Here is a 26,962-nt window from a genome sequence, read left to right as displayed (position 1 = left end):
TTTTCTTAATCAGGCAGTTCCGCGTCGTGCTTGGCAGCGACTTCCGTTTCCGCCAGCGCTTCCGTGATCCAGCGGGCCACGGCCGGGTGCGCCTGCACGCGCTCGCAATACGCATTCAGGGCCGGCGCCAGGCTCACGCCGTACGTGCGGAAACGCATGACGACGGGCGCGAAATACGCGTCGGCGATGGAAAAGTCGCCAAAGAGGAACTGGTGGTGGCCAAAGCGGGACAGACACTCTTCCCAGATTTCGCTGATGCGGCCAATGTCGGCCTGCGCGGCGGCCGTGCGGCCCCGTCCCGGCAACTTCGCCTTGATATTCATCGACATATCCGTGCGCAAGCCGGCGAAACCGGAATGCATTTCCGCGCAGACACAACGCGCCATGGCGCGCGCGGCCACGTCTTGCGGCCACATGTGTTTATCGGGAAACTGCTCGGCCAGGTATTCGCAGATGGCCAGGCTGTCCCAGATCGTGATCTCGCCGGCCAGCAGCACGGGGACCCGGCCGCAGGCGGAATACTCGGCAATTTTGGTGGCCGTGTCGCTCTGGTCGAGCAGCACGCGCACTTCCTGGAACGGGATGCCGAAGGCCGTCATGGCCACCCACGGGCGCATCGACCACGATGAGTAATTCTTGTTGCCGATGATGAGGGTCAGGCCGGGTTCGCGCGCGGCGGCCAGGGTTTGCGTCAGGCTGGGATCAAGGATGGTCGTTTGCATGGTCGGCGTGCTTTAGTTGGATGATGGCAAATCGGCAGAAACAGCGCTGTTTTTCGGCCCCACGGTACCCAGGCGCGCTTTCAGCGACTGCGGGCTCTTCTCGAACAGGGCCGCATAATAGGTGGCGTTGGCCATCACGTTTTTCACGTAGCCGCGCGTTTCCGTGTACGGAATGATCTCGGCAAAGACGGCGCCTTCCAGCGGACGCGTCATGGTGGCGCGCCAGATGCGCAAGCGCCCCGGCCCCGCGTTGTAGGCGGCGCTGGCCAGCACTTGCGAACCGTCGAGACCGCCAAGCACCATGTTCAGGTAATTCGTGCCCAGCAACACGTTGGTGCGCACGTCGCTCAAGGTTTCCGTAACGAAATCGGTGAGGCCGATCTTCTTGGCGACATAACGGGCCGTCGACGGCATCACCTGCATCAGGCCGGATGCGCCCACGTGCGACTGCGCATCCATGATGAAGCGCGATTCCTGGCGGATCAAGCCATACACCCAGGCTTTATCCAGGCCCAGGGTTTGCGTGGCCGGATGCATGACGTCGTCATGCGGCGTCGGATAGCGCTGCGTATAGTCCACTTCCAGGCGCGTGCGGTCCGAGGTATTGACCATGCGGTCGAGCACATTGTTCTGGCGCGCAAATTCCGCGGCCGCCAGATGCTGGCGGTCCGTCATCGAACGCAATTCCCAGTTCCACTCGCGCGTGCCTTCGAAGCGCAAGCGCATATTGAAGAATTTCAAGGCGCGCTGCAAGCCCGGATTGGCAGCCATGGCGGCGATTTCCGTGGGCGAAATCGGCTGGCCCGGCGGCGGCAAGACCAGGTGGTTGCCCAGTTCTTCATTGGCCAGCAAGCCATAGAAATTCGATTGCTCGGAAATCGTGCGGTACAGGGCGTCCGCCTGCGGGTTCGGGCGGCCCGGCGTTTCCGCCTGCTGCGCGCGCGCCAGCCAGTAGACCCAGGTGGGATCCGTGCGCAGCGAGGCCGGCATGGCCTGGATGGCGGCTTTCACGAGGGGCCAATTGCCTTCACGCAAGGCGATACGCGCCTTCCACTGCATCTGCTCCTGAGTCAAGGGCGCGCCATTGGTTTTTTGCCAATATTCAAATGCTTCCGGCGCCAGCGAATACGACGCTTGCAAGGCCAGGCTGGCCCAGCCGATGGCCTGTTCCTGCGGCGTCAGCTGCGCGCTGGCCTTTTGCAGGGCCACCACGCCCAGTTTCAAGGTGCTTTTCGCCATGCGGCCGACGGCCACCAGATACATCTCGTGGTCGGCGCGGCTGGCGCCCGGTCCCTTGGCCAGCACCAGCGCCGGCAAATCGATGGCTTGCGCCATCTTCGCGTCGGACGCGCCCAGCAGCAGCGCGATGCGGCGCGCCGGGCCCGTGGCATTGGTCTGGCCCGCCAGGCGGATCTGCGCCCACAGGTCATTCGTGTCAAACTGGCCATTTTGCGCCAATGCCGCGATCAGGCTACCGCACGCTTCGCCATAGCCGGGCGGCGAGACGAGCAGGTTGCGCGCTTCGGCCGCCACGTTCTGGCCCTTGGCCGCGCGCGACATCAGCGCGTAGCACTTGAGCTGGGTATCGTCGTCGAGGGCGAATTGCGGGTATTGCTCATCGAATACGACCCAGTCGCGCTTGCGGCCCAGCTCCAGCAGCCAATCATTGCGGAAACGGTCGGCGATGGCGCTGCCCTTGTAGCGGTTCAGGTAATCGCGAAATTGCGCCTCGGTCAGCAGCTTGATGCGCGGTTTCAGCCGATAATAGTCAACATACGATGGAATCTGGTAATTCGTCAGGCGCCCCGCATAAAAGTCGGCTTTTTCGACGTCATCCTTGCGCGCGGCGTCGCGCAGCAGCAGGAAGGCATCGTCCTCGCTGCGCGTGTCGGGGGCGGCTGGGGCTACGGTGGCCGATACCTGGGCCAGGGCTGCCAGGGGAGACAAGACCGATGCAACACACAGCATCGTGCCGGCAATCCATTTCAGTGGGGAAATCAATGTACGACTCTCAATCTTAACTTGATGGTGATATGAATAGCGACCCTAGAATAACATGCGATCCGGCTGCACGGCCACCCATTGCGCCACAGGACAAAGCCGGCTTGCGCAAGGCCCTGCTGGCGGCCCGGCGCGCCCTGCCCGACGCCACGCGAATAACGTGGGATGCGGCCATCGCACAGCGCCTGCTGGACTGGTGCACACAGGAAAACGTCGAGGAATTGGGCGTGTACTGGCCCCTGCATGGCGAGCCGGACTTGCACGGCGCCTATGCGCAGCTGGCCGCGCGCGGCGTGCAATTAAGCTTGCCGGTGGTGCTGGAAAAACATGCACCGCTGGCATTCAGCGACTGGACGCCGGGCGAAGCCATGGTCAAGGATGGCATGGGCGTGGCTGTGCCGGCCCGATTACGCCTGCGCCCGGCACCCGCCACCCTGCTGGTGCCTTGCCTGGGGTTTAATAAGGAACGCTACCGGCTCGGTTATGGCGGCGGCTATTACGACCGCACCCTGGCGCAGGTCCCCCGTCCGCGCACCCTCGGTATCGCCTATGCCTGCCTGGCAGCAAGCTTTCCCAACGGCGAATACGACATCGCCCTCGATCACATCGTGACCGAGGGCGATCTGTTCTGATAACAGCAGAACGATTTACTTCACCAGGCGCTGCCACAGTGCGGTCGTGGGCGCCGCCTGGTTCATGCTATAGAAATGCAAGCCTGGCGCGCCGCCTTCCAGCAGGCGTTCGCACAAGCCCGTCACCACGTCCAGGCCAAAAGCCTTGATGGACGCGCTGTCGTCGCCAAAGCTGGCCAGTTTCAGACGCACCCAGCGTGGAATTTCCGCGCCGCACATGTCCGAAAAGCGCATCAGCTGCGTGTAATTCGTGATCGGCATGATGCCGGCCACGATGGGCACGTTGATGCCCATCTTCTGCGTCTGCTCGACAAACTGGAAATACGCGTCGGCATTGTAGAAGTACTGGGTGATGGCTGCATCGGCGCCGGCCTGCACCTTGCGCGCAAACGCGTTCAGGTCGTCCTGCGGCGAACGGGCTTGCGGGTGCACTTCCGGATAGGCGGCCACTTCGATATGAAAATGGTCGCCCGTCTCGGCGCGGATGAATTCCACCAGCTCGTTGGCATAGCGGAACTCGCCCGAGGCGCCATAGCCGCTCGGCAAGTCACCGCGCAAGGCCACGATACGGCTCACGCCCGCCGCCTTGAAGTCGGCCAGCACGGCGCGGATCGATTCGCGCGAACCACCGACGCAAGACAGATGGGGCGCGGCCTGTTCGCCGGCCGCCAGGATCTCGCGCACGGTGTCCAGCGTGCCCTGCTGCGTGGTGCCGCCGGCGCCAAAGGTCACCGAGAAATACTTTGGATGCAACTCGGACAACTTGACACGCGTGGCGCGCAGCTTTTCCGCCCCTTCCGGGGTTTTCGGCGGGAAAAACTCAATACTGAAATTATGCTTTTCCATCGTCGTTACTCAAAAGTAAGGTCGACAAGGCCCAGGAAATGATGCTGTACAGAATGGCACCACCCACGGCAGACCAGAAACTGGCGACATGGAAACCATCGATCACCTGCGCCACCAGCCAGAACAGGAAGCCGTTGATGATCAAAATGAACAGACCCAGCGACAGGAACGTCACGGGCAGGGTCAGCAAGATCAGCAAAGGACGGATCAGCGCATTGACCAGCCCCAGCACGGCAGCGGCCAGCAGCGCGGTCAAGCCGCTGCTCATCGTCACCGAGTGCATCAAATAAGGGACGGCAAACAGGGCTGCCGCATTGATAAACCAAATCAGTAGCAAGCGCATTTCTCTAGCCTGTCAAAAATGATAATCGACCGGCGACGGCCGGACTGTTCAGATTACACAAGTGAGTCTCCTTGCCTCGCGAACCGTAGCGAGCGGATGCGCGGCGTGGCCGAGAAGCGCAGCTGTACGAAGGTACAGCGAGCATCGCCGGCCGCGCCCCGCGCCGCGCAGTAGGTTCATGAGGCAACCATCTTAGTAACGGTAGTGCTCTGGCTTGTATGGACCTTCCGTGCGCACGCCGATGTAGTCGGCTTGCTCTTGCGTCAGTTCCGTCAGCTGCGCATTCAACTTTTTGAGTTGCAAACGAGCGACTTTTTCATCGAGGTGTTTTGGCAGGGTGTACACGCCGACCGGGTAGTTGGCCGTGTTCGCGTACAGTTCGATCTGGGCGATCGTCTGGTTGGCAAACGACGAGCTCATCACGTACGACGGGTGGCCCGTACCGCAACCGAGGTTGACCAGGCGACCTTCGGCCAGCAGGATGATGCGGCGGCCCGACGGGAAGATGATGTGGTCGACTTGCGGCTTGATGTTTTCCCACTCGTATTGCTTCAGCGAAGCAACGTCGATTTCATTGTCGAAGTGACCAATATTGCAGACGATGGCCTGGTCTTTCATGCGCGTCAGGTGATCGTGCGTGAGGATATGGTAGTTGCCGGTGCAAGTCACGAAGATGTCGCCGTGTTCGCACGCGTAATCCATGGTCACGACGCGGTAGCCTTCCATCGCCGCCTGCAGTGCGCAGATCGGATCGACTTCCGTTACCCATACCTGGGCCGACAGGGCACGCATGGCCTGGGCCGAACCCTTGCCGACGTCACCGTAACCGGCGATGACGGCCACTTTACCGGCGATCATCACGTCGGTGGCGCGCTTGATGCCATCGACCAGCGATTCGCGGCAGCCATACAGGTTGTCGAATTTCGATTTCGTGACGGAATCGTTCACGTTGATCGCAGGGAAAGCCAGCTTGCCTTCCTTGTGCATCTGGTACAAACGGTGCACGCCGGTGGTGGTTTCTTCCGTCACGCCGAGGATCTCCGGCAGGCGCTTCGAGTACCAGGTCGGATCGGCCAGCAAGTGTTTCTTGATCGAGTTGAACAGGCAGATTTCTTCTTCCGAACCGGGATTCGCCAGCACCGACAGGTCGGTTTCCGCGCGCACGCCCAGGTGCAGCAGCAGGGTTGCGTCGCCGCCATCGTCGAGGATCATGTTCGAGTAGACAGCCTTGCCGTCCACGTTCGGCCATTCGAAGATGCGGTGCGTGTATTCCCAGTAGTCATCCAGCGACTCGCCCTTGACGGCGAACACAGGCGTGCCGGCGGCAGCGATGGCGGCGGCGGCATGATCTTGCGTGGAGTAAATGTTGCACGATGCCCAACGCACTTGCGCGCCCAGTGCTTCCAGAGTCTGGATCAGCACGGCGGTCTGGATGGTCATGTGGATGGAACCGGTGATGCGCGCGCCTTTCAGAGGCTGCGCTGCCGCGAATTCTTCGCGGATGGCCATCAGGCCAGGCATTTCCGTTTCAGCAATCTTGATTTCTTTGTCGCCCCATGCGGCCAGAGTGATATCGGCGATGGTGTAGTCGTGTTGCGATTTGAGTACGGCGTTCATCACGCCCTCCTTTCAGTTGTTGAAAAAGGTACGTGAGCGCAGTTGCAGGATATTCCGAGCCTGGCGAATTTCTTCGTCGCAACGCTCCTCGGACGGGGGATTTTATCATTGTCAAGGCTGGCGCGCCAGCTTGTTCGCCATACATTGCCACGTAACAACACATAAAAAAAGCGCCCGCGGCCAGCAGGCCGGGGCGCTTTTCTTGCAAGTCTGACTAGACTAAATTACTTCAGGCCGGCAGCGTCGCGCAGCAGGGCGACCTTGTCCGTGCGTTCCCACGTGAATTCCGGCTCTTCGCGGCCGAAATGGCCGTAGGCGGCGCTCTTCTGGTAGATCGGGCGCAACAGGTCGAGCATTTGCACGATGCCTTTTGGACGCAAATCGAAATGTTCCAGCACCAGCTTGGCGATTTGCTCATCGGGAATCACGCCCGTGCCTTCCGTGTAGACGGTGATGTTGATCGGCTTGGCCACGCCGATGGCGTAGCTGACCTGCACCTGGCATTGACGCGCCAGGCCGGCCGCGACGATGTTTTTCGCCACGTAGCGGGCCGCGTAAGCTGCCGAACGGTCGACTTTCGAAGGATCCTTGCCCGAGAACGCGCCGCCGCCGTGCGGGGCTGCGCCACCGTAGGTGTCGACGATGATCTTGCGGCCGGTCAAGCCGCAATCGCCTTGCGGACCACCGATGACGAAACGGCCCGTCGGGTTGACGAGAAAAATAGTGTCATTCAGCCATTCGCGCGGCAAGATCGGCTTGATGATCTCTTCGATGACGGCTTCCTTGATCTGCGCGTGCGAAATTTCCGGCGCATGCTGGGTCGACAGCACGACCGTGTGCACGCCGACCGGACGGCCATCGACGTAACGCAGGGTCACTTGCGATTTCGCGTCCGGACGCAGCCATGGCAAACGGCCATCCTTGCGCAGCTGCGACTGGCGCTCGACCAGGCGGTGCGCGTAGTGGATGGCGGCAGGCATCAGCTCGGCCGTTTCATCGCAAGCGTAGCCGAACATCAGGCCCTGATCGCCAGCGCCTTGATCCAGGTCAATCCCCGCACCTTCATCGACACCTTGCGCGATGTCCGGCGATTGCTTGTCGTAGGCCACCAGCACGGCGCAACCCTTGTAGTCGATGCCATATTCCGTGTTGTCGTAACCGATGCGTTTGATGGTTTCGCGCGCAACTTGAATATAATCCACATTGGCGTGGGTGGTAATCTCGCCAGCCAGCACCACCAGACCCGTGTTGCACAGGGTTTCGGCAGCCACGCGGGCGGCTGGATCCTGGGTCAGGATGGCGTCAAGGATGGCGTCGGAAATTTGATCGGCAACCTTGTCGGGATGGCCTTCCGAAACGGATTCGGAAGTGAAGAGATAGTCGTTTGACATTGCAAGCTCCTGTTTACTATGTGAATGTTCTGTCGCAGTAAAGAGGATTTTGCCTGCGACGCTTTAGCGAGATTTATATTCCGCATCGCAAGTTGTCTATTAACTCAGCGGTTACTGCATACGTGGTATTTTACGCTTCTTAAAAAATTTTGGCACGGCAACACGCCATTCCTGGAAACCGCTTATACATGTTAGTCCCAATTTTCCGCTTCCTGTCCATCTTTCCCCTGCCCGTCCTGCATGCCCTGGGCACTGCGCTTGGCTGGGTGATTTACGCCATTTCCCCGTCCTACCGCCGCCGCATGCGCGAGAACATGCAAGGTGCGGGGTTTTCGCAACACTTGCACGCGGCCGTGGCTGAAGCGGGCAAGAGCGTGCTGGAATTGCCCTTCATCTGGTGCGCGCCAGCCGAGCGCGTGGCGCGCCATGCGACGGTGGAAAACTGGGAACTGGTGGAAAAAGCGCTGCAGCACGGCCGCGGCATCGTCTTCCTGACGCCGCACCTGGGCTGCTTTGAAATTGTCGCCCAGCAAATCGCGCTGCGCACACCGCTCACCGTGATGTACCGTCCGCCCAAGCGCGCAGCCTTGAAACCGCTGATCGAAGGGGCCCGCGCGCGCGAAAACCTGATGCTGGCGCCGGCCAATATGTCGGGCGTGCGCATCTTCGCCAAATGCCTGAAAAAAGGCCAGCCCATCGGCCTGCTGCCCGACCAGGTGCCGCAGGAAGGCGAAGGCGTGTGGGCCGATTTCTTTGGCCGTCCCGCCTATACCATGACCCTGCCGGCCAAGCTGGCGCAGATGGGCGGCGCCGAAGTCATCATCACCTACGCGGAACGCCTGCCGGGCGGGCGCGGCTATGTCGTGCATTTCGTGCCCTTCACCGAGTCCCTCGACAGCACCTCGGCGGAGCAGGCGCGCACCATCAATGCCGCAATGGAACAATTGATCGCGCGCAGCCCGGCGCAATACCTGTGGAGCTACAACCGCTATAAAGTGCCGCGCGGCGCGCCGCCGCCCACGCCCGCGACGCCGAATGCCGCCGGGGAGCAGGCATGAGACTGCTGATCGCCTTCATGTGGCTGCTGCACTGGCTGCCCCTGCCCATCCTCGGCCGTTTCGGCGTGGCCGTCGGCAGCCTGCTGTTCATCGCCATGCCCACGCGGCGCAAGATTGCCCTGACGAATCTGCGCCTGTGCATGCCGGAATTGACGGAAGCCCAGCGCGTGGCGCTGGCGCGCCAGCATTTCCAGGCCTATTCGCGCAGCGTGTGGGAACGCAGCATTCTGTGGTGGTCGTCGGAAGCGCGCCTGAACCGCCTGATCAAAAAGGTGCCCGCCTTCCCGGGCCAGCAGATCGCGGCCAAGCCGACCATCCTGCTGTGTCCTCACTTCGTCTGCCTCGACGTGGCCGGCGCCGCCACGGCCATGGAAATTTCCGCTTCGTCGATGTATGTGCAGCAAAAGAACGCCGCCTTTGACCAGGCCTTGCGCAACGGGCGTTCGCGCTTCAAGCCGCCCAAGCTGTTTACGCGCCAGGACGGCATCAAGACGATTCTGCGCGCGCTGCGCGACGGCTTGCCGTATTTCATGCTGCCGGACATGGATTTCGGCGAAAAGGATGCGGAATTCGTGCCCTTCTTCGGCGTGCCCGCCGCCACCCTGACAGCCACGGCGCGTCTGGCGCTGGCCGCCAAGGCGCAAGTCATTCCCGTCATCGCCACCTTCCTGCCCAATTACCAGGGCTGGCAAGTGACCTACTATCCAGCGTGGGATGACTATCCGGGCGACGACATCACGGCCGCCACGCGCCGCATGAACGCATTCATCGAGGAGCGCGTGCGCGAAGCGCCGGCCGAGTATTTCTGGACGCATAAACGCTTCAAGACGCGTCCGGAAGGCGAAGCGTCGTTCTATAACCAGCACAAGTGATACGGCAGACCATGAAACTCCAATTTACCAAAATGCATGGCGCCGGCAATGACTTCATCGTCATCGACGCCATCCATCAAGATATCGACTTCACGCCGGCCCAGTGGCAGCGCCTGGCCGACCGCCGTTTCGGCATCGGCGCCGACCAGATCCTCGTGGTGGAAAAACCGCGCCTGCCCGGCTGCGATTTCCGCTACCGCATCTATAACAACGATGGCGGCGAAGTCGAGCAGTGCGGCAATGGCGCGCGCGCCTTCGTCAAGTTCGTCAGTGAAAAAGGGCTATCCAGCAAGGACAGCATCCGCGTGGAAACCATGGCCGGCGTCATCGCGCCACGCCTGGAGCCCGATGGCAGCATCACGGTCGACATGGGCGCGCCCGTGCTCGAACCCGCGCTGGTGCCGTTCGATGCGAACGGCCTGGACGGTGTAGTGCAAGGCAACGACACCGTGTGGCCGCTGGACCTGGCGCTGCCAGGCAACGATACCACCGTGCTGGTGTCCGTCGTCTCGATGGGCAATCCGCACGCCGTGCAAGTGGTCGACGATGTCGATGCGCAAGACCTGGAAGTGACGGGCCCGCGCATCGAGCATCACCCGCGCTTTCCCCGCAGGGTCAACGCCGGCTACATGCAGATCGTCGACCGCCAGCACGTGAAACTGCGCGTGTTTGAACGGGGTGCGGGCGAAACCCTGGCGTGCGGCACGGGCGCCTGCGCCGCCGCCGTGGCCGGCATCCTGCGCGGCTTGCTCGATTCCCCCGTGCGCATCAGCGCGCGTGGCGGCGAACTGTCGATCGCCTGGCAGGGCCCCGGCCATCCCGTTCTGATGACGGGCCCGGCCGTGACCGTGTTCGAGGGCACGATCGAGCTGTAGACGGGTGAAAGTGAGCAGTCAAAGTCAGGCCGCCAGGAACTGCTGTTCCTGTGCGACATCGAGTTCGGCCAGGTAGCACTTCAGGCGGTACAGGCGCTGCCGGTAATTGCCTTCCGGCCCCGCCACACCGCAATCGACGCGCTCGAACAGGCGCACCACCTGATCGAGCAGCTGGCGTTCCTGCGCCGTACGGATCAGCACCAGGCGCCGCTTGCCTCGCCCATGTGTGGCACTGATATCGATCAACAGACAATGCCCCTGGTCGGCCGCGTGAATATCGAGCAGCAGCGCCTCGGCACGCGACAGATGGAAGCAGCGCGCCAGTTCCAGCCGCGCCGCCAGCAAGGGGTGGCTCTGGCCCAATTGCCGCAAGTGCCCATCGGCCTGCATGGCGGCGCACTGGCCCCAGTCGCCGGCTTCTCCCTGCGGCGCGATCTTTGCCAGCGCCGCCTCCGCTTCGCGGCTGCCTTGCGCCTGCGCCTGCAGCAGCCAATACGCGGCCCGCACATCATTGTTGACGCCATCGCGGCGATTGCGCCAGGCATGCATGCCACACTCGAGCTGGGCAGGGCCATGCCCCAGGTCGGCGGCACGCTCCAGGCAGGAATGGGCTTCGACCACATTGCGCTGGGAAAATTCCGGTTTCGTGTAGATGCGCGACAGCACGAACCAGGCTTCGGCCAGCCCCTGCTCGCCAGCCTGCGTCAGCCAGCGCACGGCACGCTTGAAATTGGCCGCGCCATTGCGCGTGGCCAGCCGCTGGCCATGCGCATCCATGCGCGCATAGCCGAGCCCCAGCTCCAGCTGCGCCGTACGGTCGCCGCCATGCGCTGCCAGCTCGCAACACTGCCAGCCTTCGGCGTCGCCGCCAGGCGCCAATGCCTGGGCACAACGCGACAGCAGCAGCACCTGCTGCGCGTCGAGGGCAATCGTGCGCGCACCGGCCGCCGCCTGGCGCTGCAGCAACTCGCGCGCCAGCGGCAAGCCTTGCGACAGGAATTCGGCATGGTTGCCCTGGCGCCATGCCTGCTCCAGCCAGGCGTGCAGCGGCGCGTCGCCATCGATGACTTTCTCGCCAGCCAGGCCGGTATCCCGCCCGCAAGCTGCAGCCGAGCCTTCTTGCATGGATAACAACCATTGTGCATCGGGCAAGCCGGCGTGCACGGCGGCGTCCAGCGCCACGCGCGCCTTGGCGCGCAAGGATTCACAGTGACTGGCGGCATTGCCCAGCACCAGCTGCGCCAGCACCAGGCCCGCCTGCACCAGGCCTGCATCGAACGCCTGCGCGTAATAGGGAATCAGCGCCTTGGCTGCCGGTTGCGCCACTTCGAACGGCACGTGCGTGCCAATCAGCAAGCACGCTTCCTCGCTATCCTCCTGGGCCGCCCGCGCCAGCCAGTGCAAGGCCGTGGGCAGGCTTTGCGGCACGCCCTGTCCAAACAGATACACCCGCCCCAACGCCAGTTGGCAGGCAACATCGCCCGCACGTGCGCCCTTGATCAATCCTAATGTTTCGCGATTTGCCATCGATTCTCGATATTGAGTCAATGATTCTAATAATAGTGAGCCGTCTCCAGGCCCATCAACGCAGGCCTTCCCTTAGTGTACCGTCCTTGTGTCATAAATCCGCCAAAGCCGCCTCAAGAACTTGATTCAACGCAACAATGTCCTGGCACGGACATGCCAATATAGCAAGGCACCGCCAGCGTGGCGGTGGGAGAACGCTTGCCCTCGGCGCAGGATCGGCAAAAACCGCGCGTTACAAAAATACAACAGGGGCATGCAGTTATGCCGCTTTTCACCAATCTTTTCACGCACATTTGACCAATCCCGCACGTCTTGCGCGCCGACGAATTAAGGTTCATTCATCGAAACGCGACAGTTAGCGTGTTTCAATCTGCTCGGATCTCGGACGGAACTCACTTTTAATAGGGAATAAGACATGAAAAAATCACTCGTTGCCCTCGCACTCTTCGGCGCCTTTGCCGCAACCGCACAAGCGCAGTCGTCCGTCCAAATCTACGGCACGATCGATGCAGGCCTGGGCAAAGCGACTGGTTCCACCACCGCTGTCACCAAGCGCGATAACAACAAGCTGGGTTTCAAGGGCACGGAAGATCTGGGCAATGGCTTGAAAGCCATTTTCCAACTGGAAATTCGCTATGAATCCGACACCGGCACCGTAGAAAACACGTCGGGCGCCAATTCGCGTCCGCTGTTCCAGGGTCAAAGCCGCGTCGGCCTGCAAGGCGACTTCGGTACCGTGCGCCTGGGCCGTGGCCTGACCGCATTCCAGGAAACGAGTACCGGTTTCGAACCATGGTCGGGCATGCCTACGCCAGCCGGTTTCCAGACCGACCTGACCGTTGCCGGCTACACCAGCGATCCGCTGAGCGCGCCAGGCAACTCGCGTAACCGCTTCTCGAATGCCGTGTTCTACAACTCGCCAGTCATCAGCGGCTTCCAGTTCAACGCCACCGTGGCCGCCAAGGAAGCGAATAGCAATAATGTCTTCCTGGCTACCGTACCTAACGCAACGACGAATGCTTCCGGCAACTTCGGCGTGCCTGCCAATGTCGTGCCTGCATCGAATCCGTACTCGGTATCCGTGACATACGCCTCGCCAGGATTTGCAGCCATGGCCGCCTACGAGCGTAATGGCCTGCAAGCCAAGCTGTGGTCGGTCGGTGCGTCGGTGAATCCGATTCCTGAACTGAAAGTCATGCTGTCGATTCAGCACCAGAAAGATGAGGACTTCAAAATCATCAATACCGGCACCAAATCGTGGGTACTGGGCGCCAACTACGACGTCGGCCCAGGCAAGATCCGCGCTGGCTATGGTCAAAAAACGCCAGATGGCGTAGTCAAAACCAAGCAAGCATCGCTGGGCTACGACTACAATCTGTCGAAACGTACCTACCTGTACGCAGATATTTCGAACAAGAAAGCTGCTAGCACGACCAACTACAACGTTTCGACTACGACCAACTACGTCGGCCTCGGCTTGCACCACAACTTCTAATGCTGTCGCATGTCACCCGCTGAGGGTGACATAAGCTGCACATGGAAAACAAAGCGGCATGGGCAACCATGCCGCTTTTTTCATGGGCACGCGGAAAATGCACGGGCGCCATGCCCTTTGCGCCTATGCCGGCGCACTCTCGGTTAGAATGAAGTGTTCAACTTTCACTGACAGATATTCTCAATGACCGCCACACTCGATTCCAGCACCGTCGCCCAGTACCTGAGCGAGCACCCGAATTTCTTCGAAGAGCATACCGCTCTGCTCGGCGAGGTCAAACTGAGCAGCCCGCTGACGGGACGCACCATCTCGCTGCAGGAGCGGCAGATGGAAGTGATGCGCGACAAATACAAGGCGCTCGAACTGCGCATGTCAAAGCTGAGCCGCGTGGCCGAGGAAAATGGCGACATCGCCAGCAAGTTCCACGGCTGGAACCAGGCCATGCTACAAGTGCGCAACGATGCGGACATGCCGCGCGTGCTGGTCGACGCCTTGCAAAGCAATTTCGACGTGCCCTACGTCAGCCTGCGCCTGTGGCAAGTGCTGCCGGAACACGCCAACGGCTGGTTCACGGAAGATGTCACGGCCGATGTGCGCATGTTCGCCAACAGCCTGCAAACGCCGTACTGCGGCAGCAACCGCGATTTCGAAGCCGTGCACTGGCTGCAGGCCGATAAGATCGAATCGACCGTCATGATCGCCCTGCGCGCGCCAAACACCACGGGCACCTTCGGCTTGCTGGTGCTCGGCTCGCCCGACAGCGAACGTTTTACGTCCAGCATGGGCACGGACTTCCTCGTGCATATCGGCGCCACGGCCAGCGCCGCCCTGGCCGCGCTGCGCGCCGGCACGCCTGCCTGAGAACGCCATGGGCGACACGCGCGGCAAGGCCGAGTGGCTCGACGCCTATCTGGCGCAGCTGGCCACGCAGCGCAAGCTGTCGCCGCATACGCTCGACGCCTACGGGCGCGACCTGCGCGCCTTGCTGGAACTGAGCGGCAACACGCCCTGGACGGCTCTTGCGCACAACGAAGTGCGCCGCTACACGGCCAAGCTGCACGCTGGCGGCCTCGACCCGCGTTCCATCGCCCGCAAGCTGTCGTCGTGGCGCGGCTTCTTCAACTGGCTCAGCGGCGAGACCAAGCTGGACGCCAATCCTGTCGACGGCATCCGCGCCCCCAAGCGGGCCAAAACCTTGCCGAAAGCCCTGTCGGTGGATGACGCCGTGCGCCTCGTGGCGCCCGCGCAACACCAGCAAGGCGCCGCCGAGCCGGAACAACTGTGCAACCGCGCCATGTTCGAACTGCTGTATTCGAGCGGCTTGCGCGTGTCCGAACTGACCAGCCTGGACACCCATTACTGCAAGGCCGACGGCGGCCGGCCCGCCTCGCTGAGCTGGCTCGACATGGCCAGCTTCGAAGTCATCGTCACCGGCAAGGGCAGCAAGATGCGCAAGGTGCCCGTCGGCAAGGCCGCCCTCGTGGCCTTGACGGCCTGGCTGGGCGTGCGCCCGCCGGCGGCCGACGGCAGCGCTGCCTTGTTTTTAAGCACGCGCGGCACGCGCATCTCGCCGCGCGTGCTGCAGCTGCGCCTGAAGGCGCATGCGCTGGCGACGGACATTCCCGCCAACGTGCACCCGCACGTGCTGCGCCACTCGTTTGCCTCGCACGTGCTGCAATCGTCGGGCGACTTGCGCGCCGTGCAGGAAATGCTGGGCCATTCCAGCATCACCTCGACCCAGGTTTACACGGCCCTCGATTTCCAGCACCTGGCGCACGTGTATGACCAGGCGCACCCGCGCGCCAAACTCAAGTAGGCAGCCGCTCCTGCTGGACGGCCTGATCCATATCAAGCGGATGGGCGCGCATTTGCAAGCTTTTGCAAAATTCCGGCATAATCGTCCGCATTCTTCCGCTTGCGCGGCGGCACCACCGATTACAAGGCATCTCTCATGGCACTGATTCCAACCACCATCCTCACCGGTTTCCTGGGCGCCGGCAAAACCACCTTGCTCAACCGCATACTGCAGGAAGACCATGGCATGCGCATCGCCGTGATCGAGAACGAGTTTGGCCAGGAAAACATCGATAACGAGATCCTGGTGCAGGACAGCAACGAACACATCATCGAGATGAACAACGGCTGCATCTGCTGCACCGTGCGAGGCGACCTGATCGTGGGCCTGACGGAACTGGCGCGCAAGCGCGACGCCGGCTTGCTGGCATTCGACCGCGTCGTCATCGAAACGACGGGCCTGGCCAATCCCGGCCCCGTGGCGCAAACCTTCTTTGTCGACGAAGAAGTGGGCAGCCACTACATGCTCGACGCTATCCTCACGGTAGTCGACGCCCGCCATGCCATGAAGCAACTGGACGAATACGAGGAAGCCCAGCGGCAAGTGGGCTTTGCCGACAAGCTGCTGCTGTCGAAAACCGACCTCGTCAGTGAAGAGGACGTGGCCACCCTGACGCGCCGCCTGAAACGCATCAACCCGCGCGCGCCCATCGCCAAGGTCGATTTCGGCCGCGCGCCGCTGGCCGAAGTACTCGACATCCGCGGTTTCAACCTGAATGAAAAACTGGAACTGGACCCGGATTTCCTGGCGACGGAAACGGCGCACGTGCATGATCACGACAAGGCGCACGAGCACGCACATGAACACAAACATGAACACGCACACGAGCACAGCGACGCCTGCGCCACCGATTGCGGCCATGCCGACCACCACCATGCGCAGCACAGCGACGATATCGCCGCCTTTATTTTCAAGAGCACGCAACCGTTCGACAGCGCCAAGCTCGACGAGTTCCTCGGCGGCCTGGTGCAAGTGTATGGCCCGCGCATGCTGCGCTACAAGGGTGTGCTGCTGATGCAAGGCGCCGAGCGCAAGGTGGTCTTCCAGGGCGTGCACCAGCTGATGGGCAGCGACCTGGGCGCCAAATGGGGCGAAAACGAGGTGCGTGGCAGCAAAATGGTATTTATTGGCAAGAATCTACCAAAAGACATTTTTATTCGCGGACTCGAACAATGTTTGGTATAAACTAGCCGGGTTTTGCAAAGTATCCGTTGCAAAGCAGAAACAAAAGGGAAAGTTAAGCACGCTTTCCCGCTGTCCGACACCCATCTTGCTGGCATAAACCAACAAGTAGCCGTTTCTGATCGGCTAGTCAACAAATCGGGATGGCAATATAAAGCAAAGCGTGCCAAAATCAGCGACGAAAACGGCCCATGTCGTTCGCCTGTCATGAAATGCTGGCAAACTGCCGCTGGCCGCATGCCAGGCATGCAACCGATCCACCCAACACGCCTGTTGACGCGCGCATAGCGCGACTGGCATAGAGCGGTAAAAAGTTATCAACATGGCACCTTAGCCGGCCGGTAGTCCTGGCTTTCGCCGGCAAGCCAAGGTCGCACGCAGTACAGCGGGACAGCAATGCCAAGCGGAACCTGTACAGTTGCTCGGTATCGCCGCATCAACTGATCAATTTGAAAACTCTGTCGTATCGAAGGTAAGCGAAGTTATGACCAAAACTAATAAATCGACCCCGGCCGCCAACCAAGACATCCCTCTCATCAGCGAAGACCAAATTCGCGCCATGAGCGAAGATGACTACATGAATCCGGCACAACTGGCATTCTTCAAGGCGCGCCTGCAGCAGCTCGAAAAAGATCTGCTGAAAAACGCCGGCGAAACCACGGAACACTTGCGTGAAACCGTGCTCGTACCGGATCCTGCCGACCGTGCCACCATCGAGGAAGAGCATGCGCTGGAACTGCGCACGCGCGACCGCGAGCGCAAATTGCTGAAGAAAGTGCAGCAATCGATCGCCAGCATCGACGCCGGCGACTATGGCTGGTGCGAAGAAACGGGCGAGCCTATCGGCATCCCGCGCCTGATCGCCCGTCCAACCGCCACCCTGTCGCTGGAAGCCCAGCAACGGCGCGAACTGAAGCAAAAACTCTACGGCGACTGATCGCCCCTCCCTTGCGCGGTCGCCCGGCGGCCCCGCGATGGCGCATAAAAAAGCACACAACCTTCGGTTGCGTGCTTTTTTTTCGTCCCGCGCCGACTACACTGAAGCAGGCACTGCCGCTTGCAATTGCCTTTTCCATCCCCACTTTTGAAGCATGGGCGCGCAATCGCATGGCCTTGCACGCATCGGCACGAATCTTTTGAGGTCACTATGGAACAATTTCACGGCACCACCATCCTCTGCGTCCGGCGCGGCAAGCAGGTCGCCCTGGGCGGCGACGGCCAGGTAACGCTCGGCAACATCGTCATGAAGGGCACGGCCCGCAAAGTGCGTAAGTTGTATCAGGGCAAGGTCCTGGTCGGCTTTGCCGGCGGCACCGCCGACGCCTTCACCCTGCTCGACCGATTTGAAGGCAAGCTGGAAAAACACCAGGGCAATCTGCTGCGCGCCTCCGTCGAACTGGCCAAGGACTGGCGCACCGACCGCGTGCTGCGCCGCCTGGAAGCGATGCTGCTGGTGGCTGACAGCGAGTCGACCCTGGTCATCACGGGCAATGGCGACGTGCTGGAACCGGAAGACGGCATCGGCGCCATCGGCTCGGGCGGCACCTACGCCCAGTCCGCCGCCAAGGCGCTGCAGGAAAACACGGACTTGTCGCCGGCCGAGGTGGTCAGGAAATCGCTGACCATCGCCGCCGAGCTGTGCATTTACACGAATATGTCCCACATTATCGAGACCTTAGACTAAACCTAAGCGCGCCTGAGCAAAGAATAGAAAGCCAACTATGATCATGAACATGACCCCGGCGGAAATCGTCACCGAACTCGACAAGCACGTGGTGGGCCAGGCCAAGGCCAAGCGTGCCGTCGCCATCGCCCTGCGCAACCGCTGGCGCCGCCAGCAGGTGGCCGAGCCCCTGCGCCATGAAATCACGCCCAAGAACATCCTCATGATCGGCCCCACGGGCGTCGGCAAGACGGAAATCGCGCGCCGCCTGGCCAAGCTGGCCGAGGCGCCGTTCATCAAGATCGAAGCGACCAAATTCACGGAAGTCGGTTATGTGGGGCGCGACGTCGACACCATCATCCGCGATCTGATCGACATCGGCATCAAGCAGACGCGCGCGCTGGAAATGAAGAAAGTGCGCGCACGCGCCGAAGACGCGGCCGAAGACCGCGTGATCGACATCCTCGTGCCGCCGGCGCGCGACTTCGGCTTCACGCCGAATACGGCGGCGGCCGTGGACAGCGGCAGCGGCGACAGCACGCGCCAGACCTTCCGCAAGCGCTTGCGCCAGGGCGAGCTCGATGACAAGGAAATCGAGATCGAGCTGGCCGAGGCGGGTCCGCAGATGGAAATCATGGCGCCGCCGGGCATGGAAGAAATGACGGAGCAGATCAAGTCCATGTTTTCGGGCGTGGGCGGGCAGCGCAAGAAGGCGCGCAAGGTCAAGATCCGCGAAGCCTTGAAACTGCTGCTCGAGGAAGAAGCGGCCAAGCTGCTCAACGAGGATGAACTGAAACAGAAGGCGATCCAGAACGTCGAGCAGAACGGCATCGTCTTTTTGGACGAGATCGACAAGATCGCCTCGCGTTCGGAATCGGGCGGCGCCGACGTCTCGCGCGCCGGCGTGCAGCGCGACCTGCTGCCGCTGGTCGAGGGCACGACCGTCAACACCAAGTACGGCATGATACGCACGGACCACATCCTGTTCATCGCTTCGGGCGCCTTCCACCTGTCGAAGCCGTCGGACCTGATCCCGGAACTGCAGGGACGCTTCCCCATCCGCGTGGAACTGGAATCGCTGTCGATCTCGGACTTCGAGCGCATTTTGACGAGTACCGACGCCTGCCTGACGATGCAGTACGAAGCCTTGCTGGCGACGGAAAACCTCACATTGCAATTCGCGCCGGAAGGCATCACCCGCCTGGCGGAAATCGCCTATGCGGTGAACGAGCGCACGGAAAACATCGGCGCGCGCCGGCTGCACACGGTGATGGAAAAACTGCTGGAAGAAGTGTCGTTTACGGCCAGCGAAAACAGCAGCAGCACGGAAAACCTGCTGGTGATCGATGCCGCGTATGTCAACGAACGCCTGGAAGCGCTGTCGGTCAACGAGGACCTGTCGCGCTACGTGCTGTAGGAAAGAAGGGGGAAACCGATGGCAAACAAGGCATTGGCGACGCGGCAGAAAATGCAGTTCCGCGTCGAACCCTCGCAAAAACCGCGCAACCCGGTCGCCACTGCCGCCCTGCAGCGCGCCGCCGGGGCACACGTGAAAACCGTGTCAGGCCAGCGCCAGCAGGAAAAACGCCTGCTGGCGAAATTGCTGCTGAAGGTTGACGTCAAAGACTGATCTGGAAATGTCCATGGCAAGGCGCATGGACGAAGACAGTATGAGCAATACGGCGAGGCCGTGCAACGCCGCCATGGACATTTCAGGCCGCCCGCGGACACCCCGTTCAGGGGCGTCCGCCATCAGGCCACTCTGTGCCGCAGCAGCATCCCCTTAGAAACGGTAGGACGCGCCCAGCGAAAACATGTCGACCTTGGTCGTTTGCTTGCTGTTGTACTTGACGGGCACGCGGTCCCAGTCGAGGTGCAGCGACCAATTCTTGTTCAGTGCATACGCCGCGCCGATGCCGTAGGTCAGGCCGATCTTGCTCTTCTTGTCCGAACCGCCGCCCAGATAATCGACCTTGCCCTGCGTGTATGCCGCGCCGGCGCGGCCACTCAATGTAAACGCGTCAAACTGGTAACCGAGCACGCCCTGCATGCCGAGGCCCGTGAACTTGCCGCGGCCAGCGCGCTTGCCCGCGTCCGTGTCGAAGCCGGACTTGACCTCGCCGCCCATGTACCCCACCAGCTCAATCGAAGGCAGGGCCACGCCGCCCTGAAACGGCAGCGCGTCGAAACTGTAACCCAGGTAGGCCTTGCCATTGCGCTTGCTGCTTTTGTCGCAATCGCTTTGTCCGGCGATGCAATCGAGGCCGCTGCTGGCGCGAAAGCCATAGCTGGCGCCCGCATAGAACGGACCCGGTGCCGGTTCAGCTGCGACGGCATGCAGGGGGGCGATGGTGGCCAGCGCCAGCAGCGCTGCGGGGAAACGGAAAGATGGGAACATGGATAACCTCTACAAGTGGATGGATTGCCTGGTTGTAGCGCGCTGCGCGAGCCACAAGCGGGAGTGTCATCGTTTTTGCCGAAAAGTACTATCACCTTGTGCAAAGTGCCATTAACGGCTACATTCGGTACCGTCATCCGCTACCAAACTTGCATAAAGGAACTATCGTGAGTTCACCTGAACTGGTTTTGCGCGTGCTGCGCACCCAACTGCGCGCCGCCGGCATCACCTACAAGGTACTGGCCGAACGCATCGGCATGAGCGAATCGAGCGTCAAGCGCATGTTTGGCCAGCACGACATGTCGCTGTCGCGCCTGGCCCTGATCTGCAAGGCTTCGGGCATCGCCATGGAAGACGTGCTGCGCGGCGCGGCCGACATCACGCCCCATGCCGACACGCTCACGCTGGTGCAGGAAAAGTCGCTGGTGGCGCATCCGCGCTTGCTGCTGGTGGCGATCTGCTGCCTCGGCCACTGGAGCCTGGAGCAGGTGGTGGAAACGTATGCGCTGACGCAGGCCGAATGCATCGGCTGCCTGGCCGAGCTGGACCGGCTGGGCTTGATCGAACTCAAGCCGCTGAACCGCTACAGCCTGCGCGTCTCGAACGCCTTCCACTGGCTGGCCGACGGTCCGGTGCAGCAGTACTTCCGCGAACACGTGGTGGCCGATTATTTCAGCGGGCATTTTGACGGCGCCGGTGAAACCCTGATGTGCGTCCCGGCGCGCCTGTCGCTGTCGAGCGCGCAGGAGCTGGTGCAAAAGATCCGCCAGCTGGCCGAGGAACTGGCGCGCCTGCACCAGAACGACCGGCGCCTTGCGCCTGCCGAGCGCGATGGCTTTACCCTGCTGCTGGGCTTTCGCTCATGGGAATTTGCCGCCTTCACGGCCCTGCGCCGCAGCACGGCGTCCGCCTCGTCCACCGCGCCAGGCGCCGTTTACCAGACCGGTCCCAGGAACAGATAGAAGGTGCTCTCGCCGCCCTTCGACGCGCCCGATGCCACGTACACGGGACCGAAGCGCGTATCGACGGAGATGAAGGCACTGCTGGCCTGCGTGAACTTGCTGGCTTTCCAGCGCTCGCTCTGATCGAAGCCGCCGCCCATTTCCAGTGAAAAACCGGCCCGCACGACGCCGCCCAGAGTGCTGGGCAGGGAACCGATGCGGCGCGCCATGACGAAGCGCGCGAAGGCGATACTGCGTCCTCTCACCGAGTCAAATTCCGTGCCGGACAAGCGCAGGAAACCACCGAGATTGAGCGGCGCTTCGTCACGCTGCGAGCGCGCCCATTCGCCATACACGTGACCGGCCCAGTTGCCGCGGCCAAAGGCCTTCAACCCCGTGATGGACGATTGGCCCAGAGCCGCCTCGCCCACCCCCGTGGTCGTATCGCGCGCCCAGATGGCCTCAAGCAGGACGCCGCGCGTGGGAAAGCCCGGCGAATCGAGCGTATCGGCGCGGAATCGCACGAACTGCGTGGTGCCCAGCGCGCGCGACTCCGGCTGCGTAGGGTCGGCCGGAATCGCCAGCTTGCCCTTGACTTCCGTACGGGCGACGCCGAACTGCAGATCGCCCCAGGTACCGAACTGGCGCCCCAGCACCAGTGCAGCTGTCTGGCCGTTATACGCCAGGCGCGCGCTGCGCCGGCCCTTGTCGAACAAATCCATCGCCGACGAAGTGTATTGCAACTGCGGCGCGATATACCACGGGTTGCCGGCGCCCAGCGGCTGCCAGAACTGCACGCCATAGCCGCGCGTATTACCGATCTGCGCCGTGCTGCGCAACTCGCCGCCCCAGCTGTTCAGGTTCGAGCGCGCATGCAGCAGCTTCAGGGCGAAATTATTGCTGTCCCTGAAATCGCTGGCCAGTTCCAGGCCCACGCGCAGGCGGTTGCTGGCCCACGGCGCTTCGACCGCCTTGATGGTGACGGCGCGCTGGTCGCCCGCGTCGACCACGTCCGTCTCCACGCGCGCCACGTCGCCGCGGCCATACAGCCTGGCCGCCGCCTTGAGCACATCCTCCTGGCTGACCGACTGCCCTTCCTCCAGCCCGGATTGCGCCTGCAGGATGCGCGGATTGATATCGCCTTCGCTCTCCACGGCCAGGCGCGTGAGCGGCAGGGCTACGTCCAGCAGGGCCGGCGCGGCCAGGCGCAGCTGCTCGCGCGCCGCATACTGTTCCGGCGGCAGGGCCAGCGGCGCCAGGCGGGCGGCCAAGGCCTGCGCCGCCTGCTCGCCGGCGCGCATGGCGCGCGCATAGTTTTCAAAGTCGAGGAAGCTGACGCCCGTCAAATCGGGCGCCACCAGGATATCCTGCGGCCGCAGCTCCTTGAGCGAACGCTGCACGTTCTGCTCCGTGAGAATCTGCAGCATCTGCTGCGCCACGCCGATGGCGCTGCCCAGATCTTTTTCCGGCGCCAGCGGCGTGCCCACGTTGACGGCGATGATGATGTCGGCGCCCATGGCGCGCGCCATGTCGACGGGCAGGTTGCGTACCAGGCCCCCATCGACCACCAGCCGGTTGTTCACGCGCACGGGCGCAAACACCCCCGGCACGGCCAGCGAGGCGCGCATCGACAGGAACAGGGGCGTGTCGACCAGCTCGACCAGCTCGCCATTGACCAGGTCCGACGCCACCGAACGAAAGGGCAGCGGCAGCTGGCTGGCGGGGCGGTCGCGCATGCCGGCCGGCAGCAGCCGATTCAACGCCATCTCCAGCGCCGCATTGCTGGCCGCCGCCGGCGGCGTGGAAATGCCGTTGCGGCTCACGCCAAATTCGATGCGAGACGGCAGCAACAAATCTTCCTCGCGGCGGCGGAATGCCAGTTCGTCGCGCGGCGGCCGGTCGGCCACCACGCGCGCCCAGTTGGTCTCGCGCGCCATCTTTTCCAGGTCCGCCACGGAAGCGCCAGCCGCATACGCGCCGCCCACCACGCCGCCCATGCTGGTGCCGACCACCATGTCGATCGGCACATGCAGCTCCTGCAGCACTTTCAATACGCCGATATGCGCCAGGCCGCGCGCGCCGCCGCCCGACAGCACCAGGGCGATGCGCGGGCGCGCCGCCACGGGCGCGGGCACGGCCAGGGTGGCAGCGGAGGTAGAGGTAGTGGCGACGGCGGGGACGTCGGCTGCGGCAGCCGACGGCAAGGCGCATAGCGCCGCCACGCAGCCCGCCAGGACGGCACGGATCGAGAACATGAAGACTCCTGTAGCGATGGCGGCATGGCGCCATCGGCAAAATACGATAAGAACAGCGTTAATTCGGCGGCGGCACGCTGCTCACTTGCGGCGCCGGCATCATGGTCGCCGGCCGCTGCTGCTCCATCGGCAGCGGCGGCGGCACCAGGTTCGAGACCGGCGCAGGGGCCGCGGCCGGCGTTGGGGTGGCGGACACTTGCGCCGGCAAGGCCAGCGCCTTGTCATCGGCCACCAGGTCGATGCGCTTGCTCACGCCGCCATCGCGCAGCAGCACGTGGCGCGCATGCACTTCCAGCACCGTCACGCCGGGCACCACCTCGGCGCCCTCCGGCAGGGCCACGGAAGGCTTGCCATCGGTCGAGATGATGGCCACGCTGCCGCGGCCATTGCCGGCGGCGACCACGCCCTTGAGCTGGTAATTGCTGGCCGTGGCCACGCTGACCTGGCCGCCAAACAGCGAAGCGCCCGCCTCCACGCTGGCATCCTGCACCACCGGCACGGCGGGCGGGTTGATGGGACGTTGCGGCGCCTTGAACAGCTGCATGGCCCAATAGGCCAGCGATACGGACAGCGCCACGACGGCGAGCAAACTTGTAACTTGAGGCAAACGCTTCATGGCTTCCTTGGATTCTTATCTTACGAGCTGATTGATTTCGATAATCGGCATCAGCACGGCCAGCACGATCAGCAGCACCACCACGCCCATCGCCAGGATCAGGGCCGGCTCCAGCAGGCCGGCAATCGTCAGGGTGCGGCGTTCCAGGTCCTGTTCCTGCGCGCTGGCGGCGCGTTCCAGCATGGCCGGCAGCTCGCCCGTGATTTCACCGGCGCGTATCATGTGGATCAGCATCGGCGGAAAATGCTTTTGCGCCGACAACGCGCGCGCCAGACTCACGCCCTCGCGCACGGCGCCGCTGGCTTCCTGTACCAGCTCCTGCATCGCCACGTTGGTGAGCGTGTCGCGGCTGGTGTCGAGCGCGCGCAGGATCGGCACGCCGGAACCCGTGGTGATGGCCAGGGTGCTGGCAAAGCGCGCCGTGTTCAGGCTGCGCTCGAATTTGCCGTACAGGGGCGCCGTCAGCAGCCAGGTATGCCAGCGCCGTTTCAGGGCCGGCTGCTGCAGCGCGCGGCGCCAGGCGAACCAGGCGCCGGCCAGGATCACGGCCACGACGAGGCCATAGTTGCGCACGAAGTCAGACAGCGCCAGCATGATCACGGTGAGCATGGGCAGCTTTTGCTTGGTATTGGCGAATACGGAAACGATCTGCGGCACCACATAGGTGAGCAGGAAGATCACGATGGAAAACGCCACCACCGTGACGATGGCCGGATACGTAAAGGCCAGCTTGACCTTCTGCACCAGCGCGTTGCGCCGCTCGATGTAGTCGGCCAGGCGCGACAGCACGCGCGACAGGTGGCCGATCTGCTCGCCCGACGCCACCAGCGCCCGATAGATCTCCGCGAAATCGCGCGGATGGCGCGCCAGCACGTCGGAAAACGCGGCGCCGCCGATCACTTCCGAGCGGATCGAGGCGATCAGGTCGCGCAAATACGGCCGCTCGGCCTGTTCCAGCAGGGCGGAAAACGCCTGCTCCAGCGGCAGGCCCGCTTCCAGCAAACTGGCCAGCTGGCGCGTAAACAGGGCCAGCTCGGTGCTGGACAGGCGCTCGCCAAAGCCGCGCCGTTTGGTGACGCCGGCGGCATCGACCTGCGCGGCGATCGGTTCGACGGCCAGCGGCACCAGGCCTTGCACGCGCAGCTCGGCGCGCGCGGAACGGGGACTGTCGGCATTGAGCACGCCCTTGCGGGTGGCGCCCTGGGCGTCGACGGCTTCATAGCGGAATGCGGGCATGGTGGCGGGCCTAGTCTTTGGTCACGCGCAGCAATTCAGCCTGCGTGGTGGTGCCGTCGCGCAGCCAGCGTTCACCGTCGTCGCGCATGCTCGTCATGCCATCCTGCAGGGCCACCGTGCGCACTTCCGCTTCCGACGCGCGGTTGTGGATCTGCGCGCGGATCTGCTCCGTCGTGCGCAGCAGCTCATACACGCCCACGCGGCCCTGGTAGCCCGTCTGGCCGCAATGCTCGCAGCCGACGGCCTGCCAGTATTGCCCGTCGAAGGTCTTGCAGGAGCCGCACAATTTGCGCACCAGACGCTGCGCCAGCACGCCAAGTAACGACGACGACAGCAGGAACGGTTCGATGCCCATGTCGAGCAAACGCGTGACGGCCGCCGAAGCGTCGTTCGTGTGCAGGGTCGCCAGCACCAGGTGGCCCGTCAAGGATGCCTGCACGGCGATCTGCGCCGTTTCCAGGTCGCGGATCTCGCCGATCATGATCACGTCCGGGTCCTGCCGCAGGATCGCCCGCAGCGCCTTGGCAAAGGTCATGTCGATGCGCGGATTGACTTGCGTCTGGCCTACGCCGGCCAGGTCGTACTCAATCGGGTCTTCCACCGTCAGGATGTTCGTCGTGGTGGCGTTGAGCATCGACAGCGCCGCGTACAAGGTCGTCGTCTTGCCCGAGCCGGTGGGGCCCGTGACGAGCACGATGCCGTGCGGCTGCGTGATCAGGCCATCGAACTGCCCCAGCATGGGCGCGCTCATGCCCAGGTGCTGCAGGTCGAGGCGGCCCGCCTCCTTGTCCAGCAAACGCAGCACGGCCCGTTCGCCATGCCCGGTAGGCAGGGTCGAGACGCGCACGTCGACGGGCTTGCCGCCCACGCGCAGGGTGATGCGGCCATCCTGCGGCAAACGCTTTTCCGCGATGTCGAGCTGCGCCATGATTTTGATACGCGAGATCAGCGAACCGTGGATGGCCTTACGGGGGCGCACCACGTCGCGCAGGCTGCCGTCGATGCGGAAGCGCACGACGGAGGTCTGCTCGAACGGCTCGATGTGGATGTCGGACGCGCCTTCGCGCAGCGCCTGCGTCAGCAGCGCGTTGATCATGCGGATGACGGGCGCGTCGTCGGACGATTCGAGCAAATCCTCGATGGCCGGCACGTCCTGCAGCAGCTTGGTCAAATCCAAGTCGGCGTCGAATTCATCGGCCATCTGCGACGCATCGCCGCCGCCGCCCGCGTAGGCGCCGGCGATGGCCGCATCGAGTTCGGCGCGCGGCAGCACCGTCAGCTGGATCTGGCCGAAACGGCGCGATACTTCGGCGATCGCCGCCGGCGCCGTCGATGCGGCCACCAGCACGTCGACGGGTGCGCCGTCGACGGCACCGGGCCGGGCCAGCAAGCCGAAATCGCGCGCGTAGGCGTAGGGAAGCAGATTACTCATGGCTG

Annotated in this window: 25 protein-coding genes and 1 riboswitch; of the genes, 13 read left to right on the top strand and 12 right to left on the bottom strand. The window is 62.9% G+C overall.

The features are described 5' to 3' along the window. Positions 1 to 5 precede the first annotated feature (5 nt). Together O3297_RS25980 and O3297_RS25975 are read right to left on the bottom strand one after the other, a co-directional pair. A complete protein-coding gene (locus O3297_RS25980; RefSeq protein ID WP_034783529.1) occupies positions 6 to 722 on the bottom strand; it encodes a glutathione S-transferase family protein in 717 nt (238 codons plus the stop codon). A gap of 12 nt (positions 723 to 734) precedes the next feature. Continuing rightward, complete coding sequence (locus tag O3297_RS25975; protein ID WP_305050815.1) at positions 735 to 2,690, bottom strand: lytic transglycosylase domain-containing protein; 1,956 nt, start codon at positions 2,688 to 2,690, stop codon at positions 735 to 737. A gap of 137 nt (positions 2,691 to 2,827) precedes the next feature. Between O3297_RS25975 and O3297_RS25970 the strand changes: the two genes are divergently transcribed. Continuing rightward, entirely contained in the window at positions 2,828 to 3,355 is a 528-nt protein-coding gene (locus tag O3297_RS25970) for a 5-formyltetrahydrofolate cyclo-ligase (protein WP_305050813.1), read from the top strand. 15 nt (positions 3,356 to 3,370) lie between these two features. Here O3297_RS25970 and metF read toward each other — a convergent pair whose 3' ends face one another. The 4 genes from metF to metK all read right to left on the bottom strand — a co-directional run bounded on the left by metF (position 3,371) and on the right by metK (position 7,552). After that, a complete protein-coding gene (gene metF, locus O3297_RS25965) occupies positions 3,371 to 4,201 on the bottom strand; it encodes a methylenetetrahydrofolate reductase [NAD(P)H] (protein WP_305050812.1) in 831 nt (276 codons plus the stop codon). After that, positions 4,188 to 4,544 carry a phage holin family protein gene (locus O3297_RS25960; RefSeq protein ID WP_305050811.1) on the bottom strand — a complete coding sequence of 119 codons (357 nt, stop codon included), beginning with the start codon at positions 4,542 to 4,544 and terminating at the stop codon, positions 4,188 to 4,190. The genes metF and O3297_RS25960 overlap by 14 nt, the downstream gene beginning before the upstream one ends. A gap of 192 nt (positions 4,545 to 4,736) precedes the next feature. After that, positions 4,737 to 6,161, bottom strand: a complete 1,425-nt coding sequence (ahcY, locus tag O3297_RS25955; RefSeq protein ID WP_070258574.1) for an adenosylhomocysteinase — start codon at positions 6,159 to 6,161, stop codon at positions 4,737 to 4,739. A 27-nt stretch (positions 6,162 to 6,188) separates the two neighbouring features. Next, positions 6,189 to 6,257: riboswitch (S-adenosyl-L-homocysteine riboswitch) on the bottom strand. A gap of 128 nt (positions 6,258 to 6,385) precedes the next feature. After that, complete coding sequence (metK, locus tag O3297_RS25950) at positions 6,386 to 7,552, bottom strand: methionine adenosyltransferase (protein ID WP_305050810.1); 1,167 nt, start codon at positions 7,550 to 7,552, stop codon at positions 6,386 to 6,388. 188 nt (positions 7,553 to 7,740) lie between these two features. On the opposite strand from metK, the gene O3297_RS25945 reads away from it, so the two are divergent. Genes O3297_RS25945 through dapF form a run of 3 tightly spaced genes read left to right on the top strand, consistent with a single transcriptional unit; the run spans position 7,741 to position 10,357 of the window. Next, the gene (locus tag O3297_RS25945) at positions 7,741 to 8,610 is read left to right on the top strand and encodes a lysophospholipid acyltransferase family protein (protein ID WP_034783538.1); all 870 of its coding nucleotides are present in this window, start codon (positions 7,741 to 7,743) and stop codon (positions 8,608 to 8,610) included. Next, on the top strand, positions 8,607 to 9,482 hold the full coding sequence (locus O3297_RS25940; protein ID WP_034783539.1) for a lipid A biosynthesis acyltransferase: 876 nt from the start codon (positions 8,607 to 8,609) through the stop codon (positions 9,480 to 9,482). The genes O3297_RS25945 and O3297_RS25940 overlap by 4 nt, the downstream gene beginning before the upstream one ends. 11 nt (positions 9,483 to 9,493) lie before the next feature. Further along, entirely contained in the window at positions 9,494 to 10,357 is an 864-nt protein-coding gene (gene dapF, locus O3297_RS25935; protein WP_305050809.1) for a diaminopimelate epimerase, read from the top strand. A 24-nt stretch (positions 10,358 to 10,381) separates the two neighbouring features. Here dapF and O3297_RS25930 read toward each other — a convergent pair whose 3' ends face one another. Beyond that, positions 10,382 to 11,884, bottom strand: a complete 1,503-nt coding sequence (locus tag O3297_RS25930) for a hypothetical protein (protein WP_305050807.1) — start codon at positions 11,882 to 11,884, stop codon at positions 10,382 to 10,384. A gap of 415 nt (positions 11,885 to 12,299) precedes the next feature. Here O3297_RS25930 and O3297_RS25925 point away from each other — a divergent pair, with 415 nt between their 5' ends. The 8 genes from O3297_RS25925 (at position 12,300) to O3297_RS25890 (ending at position 19,709) form a co-directional block, all read left to right on the top strand. Further along, on the top strand, positions 12,300 to 13,379 hold the full coding sequence (locus tag O3297_RS25925) for a porin (RefSeq protein ID WP_305050805.1): 1,080 nt from the start codon (positions 12,300 to 12,302) through the stop codon (positions 13,377 to 13,379). A 183-nt stretch (positions 13,380 to 13,562) separates the two neighbouring features. After that, the gene (locus tag O3297_RS25920; RefSeq protein WP_034783545.1) at positions 13,563 to 14,240 is read left to right on the top strand and encodes a DUF484 family protein; all 678 of its coding nucleotides are present in this window, start codon (positions 13,563 to 13,565) and stop codon (positions 14,238 to 14,240) included. A gap of 7 nt (positions 14,241 to 14,247) precedes the next feature. Next, positions 14,248 to 15,195: a tyrosine recombinase XerC gene (locus O3297_RS25915; RefSeq protein ID WP_305050803.1), complete on the top strand. Its 948-nt coding sequence runs from the start codon at positions 14,248 to 14,250 to the stop codon at positions 15,193 to 15,195. 135 nt (positions 15,196 to 15,330) lie between these two features. Further along, positions 15,331 to 16,419 carry a GTP-binding protein gene (locus O3297_RS25910; RefSeq protein ID WP_305050801.1) on the top strand — a complete coding sequence of 363 codons (1,089 nt, stop codon included), beginning with the start codon at positions 15,331 to 15,333 and terminating at the stop codon, positions 16,417 to 16,419. 481 nt (positions 16,420 to 16,900) lie between these two features. Further along, positions 16,901 to 17,353: an RNA polymerase-binding protein DksA gene (gene dksA / locus O3297_RS25905; protein WP_034753066.1), complete on the top strand. Its 453-nt coding sequence runs from the start codon at positions 16,901 to 16,903 to the stop codon at positions 17,351 to 17,353. Between the two features lie 210 nt (positions 17,354 to 17,563). After that, positions 17,564 to 18,100, top strand: coding sequence for an ATP-dependent protease subunit HslV (gene hslV / locus O3297_RS25900; RefSeq protein ID WP_076565072.1), 537 nt, complete (start codon positions 17,564 to 17,566; stop codon positions 18,098 to 18,100). Positions 18,101 to 18,143: 43 nt separating this feature from the next. Beyond that, complete coding sequence (gene hslU / locus O3297_RS25895; RefSeq protein ID WP_099395595.1) at positions 18,144 to 19,496, top strand: ATP-dependent protease ATPase subunit HslU; 1,353 nt, start codon at positions 18,144 to 18,146, stop codon at positions 19,494 to 19,496. 18 nt (positions 19,497 to 19,514) lie between these two features. After that, a complete protein-coding gene (locus tag O3297_RS25890; RefSeq protein WP_077398720.1) occupies positions 19,515 to 19,709 on the top strand; it encodes a hypothetical protein in 195 nt (64 codons plus the stop codon). 153 nt (positions 19,710 to 19,862) lie between these two features. Here the strand turns inward: O3297_RS25890 and O3297_RS25885 are convergent, their stop codons facing one another. Further along, positions 19,863 to 20,477 carry an outer membrane protein gene (locus tag O3297_RS25885; RefSeq protein WP_034783555.1) on the bottom strand — a complete coding sequence of 205 codons (615 nt, stop codon included), beginning with the start codon at positions 20,475 to 20,477 and terminating at the stop codon, positions 19,863 to 19,865. Between the two features lie 167 nt (positions 20,478 to 20,644). On the opposite strand from O3297_RS25885, the gene O3297_RS25880 reads away from it, so the two are divergent. After that, positions 20,645 to 21,439 carry a helix-turn-helix transcriptional regulator gene (locus O3297_RS25880; RefSeq protein ID WP_305050795.1) on the top strand — a complete coding sequence of 265 codons (795 nt, stop codon included), beginning with the start codon at positions 20,645 to 20,647 and terminating at the stop codon, positions 21,437 to 21,439. On the opposite strand, the gene O3297_RS25875 is transcribed toward O3297_RS25880, so the two are convergent. Genes O3297_RS25875 through gspE form a run of 4 tightly spaced genes read right to left on the bottom strand, consistent with a single transcriptional unit; the run spans position 21,412 to position 26,957 of the window. Then, positions 21,412 to 23,673, bottom strand: a complete 2,262-nt coding sequence (locus tag O3297_RS25875) for a patatin-like phospholipase family protein (protein WP_305050794.1) — start codon at positions 23,671 to 23,673, stop codon at positions 21,412 to 21,414. The two genes, O3297_RS25880 and O3297_RS25875, sit on opposite strands and share 28 nt — an antisense overlap. Before the next feature lie 58 nt (positions 23,674 to 23,731). Continuing rightward, positions 23,732 to 24,289 carry a type II secretion system protein N gene (locus O3297_RS25870; RefSeq protein ID WP_070258557.1) on the bottom strand — a complete coding sequence of 186 codons (558 nt, stop codon included), beginning with the start codon at positions 24,287 to 24,289 and terminating at the stop codon, positions 23,732 to 23,734. Positions 24,290 to 24,304: 15 nt separating this feature from the next. Further along, positions 24,305 to 25,525: a type II secretion system inner membrane protein GspF gene (gene gspF / locus O3297_RS25865; protein ID WP_034783560.1), complete on the bottom strand. Its 1,221-nt coding sequence runs from the start codon at positions 25,523 to 25,525 to the stop codon at positions 24,305 to 24,307. Positions 25,526 to 25,535: 10 nt separating this feature from the next. After that, positions 25,536 to 26,957 (bottom strand): type II secretion system ATPase GspE, encoded by a 1,422-nt coding sequence (gene gspE, locus O3297_RS25860; RefSeq protein WP_034783561.1) that lies wholly within the window; start codon positions 26,955 to 26,957, stop codon positions 25,536 to 25,538. Positions 26,958 to 26,962: the final 5 nt, after the last annotated feature.

The organism is Janthinobacterium sp. SUN128, assembly GCF_030587275.1.
In the GTDB taxonomy this organism is placed as follows: Bacteria; Pseudomonadota; Gammaproteobacteria; order Burkholderiales; family Burkholderiaceae_D; genus Janthinobacterium; species Janthinobacterium lividum.
The sequence above is the reverse complement of the archived record's forward strand: the minus strand, read 5'-3'. Positions and strand labels throughout refer to the sequence as shown.

Excerpts from the sequence above, each read along its gene's own strand:
- O3297_RS25980 (WP_034783529.1), bottom strand. The coding sequence starts at position 722 with ATGCAAACGACCATCCTTGATCCCAGCCTGACGCAAACCCTGGCCGCC.
- O3297_RS25920 (WP_034783545.1), top strand. The coding sequence starts at position 13,563 with ATGACCGCCACACTCGATTCCAGCACCGTCGCCCAGTACCTGAGCGAG.
- O3297_RS25925 (WP_305050805.1), top strand. The coding sequence starts at position 12,300 with ATGAAAAAATCACTCGTTGCCCTCGCACTCTTCGGCGCCTTTGCCGCA.
- gspF (WP_034783560.1), bottom strand. The coding sequence starts at position 25,525 with ATGCCCGCATTCCGCTATGAAGCCGTCGACGCCCAGGGCGCCACCCGC.
- O3297_RS25930 (WP_305050807.1), bottom strand. The coding sequence starts at position 11,884 with ATGGCAAATCGCGAAACATTAGGATTGATCAAGGGCGCACGTGCGGGC.
- metF (WP_305050812.1), bottom strand. The coding sequence starts at position 4,201 with ATGGAAAAGCATAATTTCAGTATTGAGTTTTTCCCGCCGAAAACCCCG.
- O3297_RS25870 (WP_070258557.1), bottom strand. The coding sequence starts at position 24,289 with ATGAAGCGTTTGCCTCAAGTTACAAGTTTGCTCGCCGTCGTGGCGCTG.
- O3297_RS25910 (WP_305050801.1), top strand. The coding sequence starts at position 15,331 with ATGGCACTGATTCCAACCACCATCCTCACCGGTTTCCTGGGCGCCGGC.
- hslU (WP_099395595.1), top strand. The coding sequence starts at position 18,144 with ATGAACATGACCCCGGCGGAAATCGTCACCGAACTCGACAAGCACGTG.
- metK (WP_305050810.1), bottom strand. The coding sequence starts at position 7,552 with ATGTCAAACGACTATCTCTTCACTTCCGAATCCGTTTCGGAAGGCCAT.
- O3297_RS25975 (WP_305050815.1), bottom strand. The coding sequence starts at position 2,690 with ATGCTGTGTGTTGCATCGGTCTTGTCTCCCCTGGCAGCCCTGGCCCAG.
- hslV (WP_076565072.1), top strand. The coding sequence starts at position 17,564 with ATGGAACAATTTCACGGCACCACCATCCTCTGCGTCCGGCGCGGCAAG.
- gspE (WP_034783561.1), bottom strand. The coding sequence starts at position 26,957 with ATGAGTAATCTGCTTCCCTACGCCTACGCGCGCGATTTCGGCTTGCTG.
- O3297_RS25890 (WP_077398720.1), top strand. The coding sequence starts at position 19,515 with ATGGCAAACAAGGCATTGGCGACGCGGCAGAAAATGCAGTTCCGCGTC.
- O3297_RS25960 (WP_305050811.1), bottom strand. The coding sequence starts at position 4,544 with ATGCGCTTGCTACTGATTTGGTTTATCAATGCGGCAGCCCTGTTTGCC.
- O3297_RS25885 (WP_034783555.1), bottom strand. The coding sequence starts at position 20,477 with ATGTTCCCATCTTTCCGTTTCCCCGCAGCGCTGCTGGCGCTGGCCACC.
- O3297_RS25945 (WP_034783538.1), top strand. The coding sequence starts at position 7,741 with ATGTTAGTCCCAATTTTCCGCTTCCTGTCCATCTTTCCCCTGCCCGTC.
- O3297_RS25915 (WP_305050803.1), top strand. The coding sequence starts at position 14,248 with ATGGGCGACACGCGCGGCAAGGCCGAGTGGCTCGACGCCTATCTGGCG.
- O3297_RS25940 (WP_034783539.1), top strand. The coding sequence starts at position 8,607 with ATGAGACTGCTGATCGCCTTCATGTGGCTGCTGCACTGGCTGCCCCTG.
- ahcY (WP_070258574.1), bottom strand. The coding sequence starts at position 6,161 with ATGAACGCCGTACTCAAATCGCAACACGACTACACCATCGCCGATATC.
- dksA (WP_034753066.1), top strand. The coding sequence starts at position 16,901 with ATGACCAAAACTAATAAATCGACCCCGGCCGCCAACCAAGACATCCCT.
- O3297_RS25875 (WP_305050794.1), bottom strand. The coding sequence starts at position 23,673 with ATGTTCTCGATCCGTGCCGTCCTGGCGGGCTGCGTGGCGGCGCTATGC.
- dapF (WP_305050809.1), top strand. The coding sequence starts at position 9,494 with ATGAAACTCCAATTTACCAAAATGCATGGCGCCGGCAATGACTTCATC.